Genomic DNA, 4981 nt, shown 5'->3' on the forward strand with positions numbered 1-4981 from the left:
GGCGGGAAAGTGGCGAGAAGGTCAGTTTTTGAGGTACCATTTTGGATAGCGGTTGTTGGTGTTGATTGATGGTGTAAGGTCCTGAAATTTTAACACTTTCAGCCGCTTTCTTTTATCCCCTCATGAGAAATTCGGGCTAGGGGGTGGGATAACAGTGATACCTGTGGGAAACCCCAGCCATGGGTTGAACGTTTGCACCGGAAGTCGCCACTATGGGCGTGAAGCGGGCTTGTTTCACAATAGCGACGCTTATCTGCCCGGCCATTCGCACGGTCCGCTGTCGCGCGTTTCGCGTTTCGCGTTGGTAGCGCGGTAGGCTTCAGAGGCAACAGGAGGATGACATTGCCGATCATGGATCTGGACAGCTGGACGCTGTCACGGAGCATCGTGGTTTTCAGCGTCTGTGCGCTGGTCATTGCGATTGCGGGCACACGCATCACACGGGTGGTCGACCAGCTCGCCGACCGGACCGGGCTGGGTGAGGCAACCGCTGGAGCCGTGCTTCTGGGAGCAGCGACGTCCCGCAGTGGTTCGGTGCTCTCGGTAACAGCGGCCTCGGCTCCGAACATGATGCAGAACGGACTGCTGATCGGGCTCCTGGCATTGCTCCTTCTGGCGCCGACCTTGCCGGATGTGACCGTCTGGAACATCCATCCAGTTACCCCGATACTGCTGGGCTTCTATTTCTATGGCACCCGGCTCATACAGAGTGCCGGCGACAACCCCATGTGGTACCCCTCCGTTACCAGCGATACCCGGCAGGACGAGCCGGAGAGCGAGAGCAACTTGCCATCATTGAGCCGTCTTTGGACCGAATTTCTGGTGCTCTAAGGGCTTGGTGTGGTGCTGATGTTTGCTGGCTGAATAGCGGCGTCATCCATAAGCAATAAGCTATCTGAGACTCACGAACGAAAAGCATGCGAGCCAAACAAAGATCGATACGCGCCTGGAATTTCAGGGCGATGGTATAGCCTCTCGCGGTTATGCCTGAGACCCGAAGGGTTAACGGGAGCCTCGCAGTGCTTTATCGTGTAGTCAGAGGAATGCGATGCAAACAGGGGAGATAGCGATGACGGCACCAGGCGATCAGCTTCGCGTGTTCTACGATGGCGCCTGCCCGAGCTGTGTCAAGGATCGCAGGTTCTATGAACGACTCGCGGGCAGGACCGGCGAATCGGTGGAGTGGGTGGATATCACCGGCCGTGATGAGGAGTTGGAGGAACGTGGTATAGACCCGAAAGCCGCGCTTCAGGAGCTCCATGTGGAAGATGGCCAGGGCCACATCCACCGGGAACTGGATGCCTATATTCTGTTGATGTCGCGGGTCTGGCTGCTGAAACCGCTTGCCTGGCTGATTGGCTTGCCGGTAATTCGGCCAGCGCTGGCAAAGCTGTATCACAAATGGGTGAGCGAACGGCTGGAGAGAACCGGGCGCATGCCGTTGTAACCGCCGGGCCCTTACTGCAACTGGTATTTGACCGGCTGCAGCGGTTCGGGTGCCGGGTCGCCCAGGACTTCGGCAACACTGATTTCATGAATGCGGCAGATGGCATCCAGCGGCAGGTCGTTGGTGTGTCGGCCAAAGGGAAACTCAAGCTGTTCAGACAGGCGATCCAGCCCGAAAAACGTGTAGGCCACGATGGCGGTGAACACCGGCGTAAACCAGCCTGCGACGCCTACCAGCCCGAACGGGAGCAGGTAGCAGAACACATACGCGGTGCGGTGAGCCAGCAGGGTGTAGGCAAAGGGCAACGGGGTGAGGGCAATGCGTTCCGAGGCCGCCTGAATGCCCGCGAGGCCATGAAGGTGCTGGTCTACGGCCGCGGTTGCTACAGAATCCAGATCGCCCGCCTTGTGGGCTTCGGCGAGTACGTCTCCGGCCCGGTGCAGCATGAAGGCGGCGGGGTTGCGTGTGCTCAGGGCCTGGTCAATGAGTTCGGGCGCCAGTGACCCGGGCAGATCAGACCGTACATCCTCTCCCCGCAACTGGCCGCGCAGCAGGTGAGCGTGAGCGAGGCATCGGGTCAGAAGTTCCCGGCGTCGCTCCGGGCTCAGGTAAATGGTGCCAGTCCGCGCCAGGCTGCGAAATTCGTACACCATATGCCCCCAGTGTTTTCTGGCTTCCCACCAGCGGTCGTAGGTGGCGGTGTTGCGCACGCTTAAAAAGATGGACAGGGCGATGCCCATGATCGTGAACGGCAGAAGTGTGTAGTCGACCATGCCGTCGAGGTAGTGGTGGCGCGAAACCCAGGTAACGGCGGCTGCAAACATTCCCGTAAGCAGAATGTGCGGCAGAATGTGGGGGACAACAGACCCTTTCCAGGCCAGCAACAGCCGGAGTGGGCCGGGGCGCTCGCGAACAATCACGGTTAACACTCCTGGGATGGATGATGGCCTTGCCTGAGGGTTGGCCGCTGTGATTCCTATGCCTTTTTACGGAGAACCCACTCGTTACACAAGAGGGTAAGCTTTTTTAAACGAGGGGGCAGCACTCTGGCCGTTGCCTGGCATTACCCTGTGGTTTCAGGGGCAACCAGATCAGGCGGCGGATTTGTGGCAGCAGTCACTTTCGCAGGGTGATAGCAGGTAAGTGCTTGAAACTTCGAGAAACTGTTCGATAATCTGTGTCATCAAGATTCCCTCTGATGGTTTATTTGAATTGCAACCTAATAGGTTGGGGCGCATTCCCATAAAAAAACTTCGGAAAACCGAAACGCATTGAGACCGCCTGGCGCCGGGGCTGTTGGTTGCCTTTTGCCGGGGGTGGAGAGAATCAGGCAAATATCAGACAGGATTGCGCACCGTTATGTGATGGATATGCCGGCGCAGTCCGTCGAAGTCTGATTCTCCTCCGCATGCGCTGAACGCCCCCGTTCAGCGCATCACCATCCCTCCCGAAAAACGGTCAAATTCTTCCGCTGTAAATTCCGATTGTTTTATCGACAGTCCCATGGCGGTTGAGCCTCTGACACCGACTTACTTTGATAGTAGCGGAAAGCGGTTGATGCGTGTTCGTGAGATGCGATTTTTCGTGCCGCTTGATTTCTCTTCTCCTGCCCTGATTATTTCTACCATCAGCCAATCAGAGGCCTGTTCATCATGACTGACATTCGACACCTGGTATGTCCCCATTGCCACAAAGTGAATCGCGTACCGGCCGACAAGTTGTCCTCCGGCGGCAATTGTGGCGCCTGCAAACAACCGCTTTGGCCGGATCAGGTTCTGGAGCTAACGGAGCAGACCTTTGCTACCCATACCGGGCGTAGCGATCTGCCCGTGTTAGTGGATTTCTGGGCCAGCTGGTGTGGCCCGTGCAAAATGATGGCGCCCCAGTTCGAGCAGGCCGCGAAGGCCTGGCGCGGGAAAGTGCGCTTTGCCAAGCTGAATACGGAACAAGCCCCCGGGCCGGCCGGTCAGTTTGCGATTCGCAGCATACCGACCCTGATTCTGTTCCAGAACGGCGGGGAGGTGGCGCGCCAGAGTGGCGCCATGAATCAGGCCCAGATCAGTCAGTGGCTGCAATCGCAGGGTATTCGCTAGGAAAAACCGGGACAAAGGTGTCGTAGTATGAAGTTTCTGATCATCGGTGTTTTCGCTGCCATCGTGGCTGTCCTGATCTGGCGTAGTAAACAGAACACCGCCCCTGAAGAGCAGGCCTGTGCCATCGACATTGGCAAGCTGCTAAAAACCAATCCGGATGCCCAACCGCAGGCCATTGCCGATGTGTTCCAAAAGTACGGCATTGATCAATCTCGGTGTAAGGCTGTGGGCGCGATGGTGATGCCGCAGTTGCGAAAGCAGGGTTTGAAACCGGAAGATGCCAGGATTGCGATGGGGCAGGTGAGGGCGGCTTACCCTCTTGTGTCCTAGGCTGAATCAATTGAATTGATGATCGGAGAACGCTATGGCAGGTGGATGGTAACGAGATTGCCCGTTTTAGCATCAATTTTCCCGAGCCCTTTTGCTGCGGGGCTTCCGGGCGCTTAATCCGAGGTTTCCAACACAGTTATCCACAGGTTTTGTGAGTAAAGTTCGTGATAAAGCGGGTCAGGAATCAGGCCGACGGTCGTACCGGTCTTTCGGGGTTTGGTTCGGCCCGCCGGTTCAGCTCCACTTCAGTTTGGGAGCTTGGTAGGACTGGATGGCCGAGAGCAGTTGCGCTTCGTTATCCGTGTGGATAATCATCTCGGCATGGTGCGGTTTCAGGAAGCCGGAATCGGTCATGTTCGAGATCATCTCGAACAATTTATCGTAGAAACCATTGACGTTGTAAAAGGCGCAGGGTTTTGCGTGATAGCCGAGTTGAGCCCAGGTCCAGGCTTCGAAGATTTCTTCCAGGGTGCCGACGCCGCCGGGCAGAGCCACAAAGGCATCGGCCATTCGGGCCATGGCGGCTTTTCGTTCGTGCATATCGGCAACAATTTTCAGCTCGGTGAGGCCTTGATGGGCCAGCTCCCGGTCTTTCAGGTACTCGGGAATCACGCCGTACACTTGAGCGCCCTTTTCCAGAAAGGCGTCTGCGACCACGCCCATCAGGCCGACGTTGCCACCGCCGTACACCAGATCCACTCCGTTCATTGCCAGGTAGTGCCCCAGAGCACGGGTTGCCTGGGCGAATTCCGGGTTTTCACCAATGCTTGAACCACAAAATACGGCAATTCTCATGGGTCTTACGAGGCTCCATCGATTCGGTTCAGAGGGGTGAGTGAGTTCTTCACTCTGTTGTGGTTGGTCCGGGCGTCTTTAGCCCGGATTTCTCATGAAGAAGGTAGCATGAGGAAGGAAGAAGCGGCTTAAAGTGTTAGAATTCAAGTTCCTACACAAAAACCCACACTAAAAGCCGCTATCCAAAATGGTACCTCAAAAACTGACCTTCTCGCCACTCTCCCGCCGCCAGATTGAAGCCGATTTCTCCGGAGGCCATATCACCTCGGATGCCGGTGTGTTGTTACTGCGCGAAGTCGATAAACAACACCGGCTA

7 protein-coding genes are annotated in these 4981 nt (G+C 56.6%); 5 read left to right on the plus strand and 2 right to left on the minus strand.

Translation table 11 applies throughout. The features are described from left to right. Window positions 1-336 precede the first annotated feature (336 nt). Both AC13DJ_RS17030 and AC13DJ_RS17035 read left to right on the plus strand, forming a co-directional pair. Complete coding sequence (locus tag AC13DJ_RS17030; protein ID WP_482936986.1) at window positions 337-831, plus strand: hypothetical protein; 495 nt, start codon at window positions 337-339, stop codon at window positions 829-831. 238 nt (window positions 832-1069) lie between these two features. Further along, window positions 1070-1447: a thiol-disulfide oxidoreductase DCC family protein gene (locus tag AC13DJ_RS17035; protein ID WP_199456699.1), complete on the plus strand. Its 378-nt coding sequence runs from the start codon at window positions 1070-1072 to the stop codon at window positions 1445-1447. A gap of 11 nt (window positions 1448-1458) precedes the next feature. Here the strand turns inward: AC13DJ_RS17035 and AC13DJ_RS17040 are convergent, their stop codons facing one another. Continuing rightward, on the minus strand, window positions 1459-2367 hold the full coding sequence (locus AC13DJ_RS17040) for a bestrophin family protein (protein WP_323126951.1): 909 nt from the start codon (window positions 2365-2367) through the stop codon (window positions 1459-1461). 732 nt (window positions 2368-3099) lie between these two features. Here AC13DJ_RS17040 and trxC point away from each other — a divergent pair. Together trxC and AC13DJ_RS17050 are read left to right on the plus strand one after the other, a co-directional pair. Then, complete coding sequence (gene trxC / locus AC13DJ_RS17045; protein WP_199456701.1) at window positions 3100-3540, plus strand: thioredoxin TrxC; 441 nt, start codon at window positions 3100-3102, stop codon at window positions 3538-3540. A gap of 27 nt (window positions 3541-3567) precedes the next feature. Then, a complete protein-coding gene (locus AC13DJ_RS17050; protein ID WP_023011220.1) occupies window positions 3568-3870 on the plus strand; it encodes a hypothetical protein in 303 nt (100 codons plus the stop codon). A 234-nt stretch (window positions 3871-4104) separates the two neighbouring features. On the opposite strand, the gene AC13DJ_RS17055 is transcribed toward AC13DJ_RS17050, so the two are convergent. Then, the gene (locus AC13DJ_RS17055) at window positions 4105-4665 is read right to left on the minus strand and encodes an LOG family protein (protein WP_482932837.1); all 561 of its coding nucleotides are present in this window, start codon (window positions 4663-4665) and stop codon (window positions 4105-4107) included. Between the two features lie 187 nt (window positions 4666-4852). Between AC13DJ_RS17055 and AC13DJ_RS17060 the strand changes: the two genes are divergently transcribed. Beyond that, window positions 4853-4981 (plus strand): transposase (locus AC13DJ_RS17060; protein WP_417501988.1); only part of this gene is annotated, 129 nt, incomplete at its 3' end.

The sequence above is a fragment of the Marinobacter sp. L-46 genome (assembly GCF_056859535.1).

What these genes read in the sequence shown, in the direction of transcription:
- AC13DJ_RS17030 (WP_482936986.1), top strand. Translation starts at nt 337, where the DNA reads ATGACATTGCCGATCATGGATCTGGACAGCTGGACGCTGTCACGGAGC.
- AC13DJ_RS17035 (WP_199456699.1), top strand. Translation starts at nt 1,070, where the DNA reads ATGACGGCACCAGGCGATCAGCTTCGCGTGTTCTACGATGGCGCCTGC.
- trxC (WP_199456701.1), top strand. Translation starts at nt 3,100, where the DNA reads ATGACTGACATTCGACACCTGGTATGTCCCCATTGCCACAAAGTGAAT.
- AC13DJ_RS17050 (WP_023011220.1), top strand. Translation starts at nt 3,568, where the DNA reads ATGAAGTTTCTGATCATCGGTGTTTTCGCTGCCATCGTGGCTGTCCTG.
- AC13DJ_RS17055 (WP_482932837.1), bottom strand. Translation starts at nt 4,665, where the DNA reads ATGAGAATTGCCGTATTTTGTGGTTCAAGCATTGGTGAAAACCCGGAA.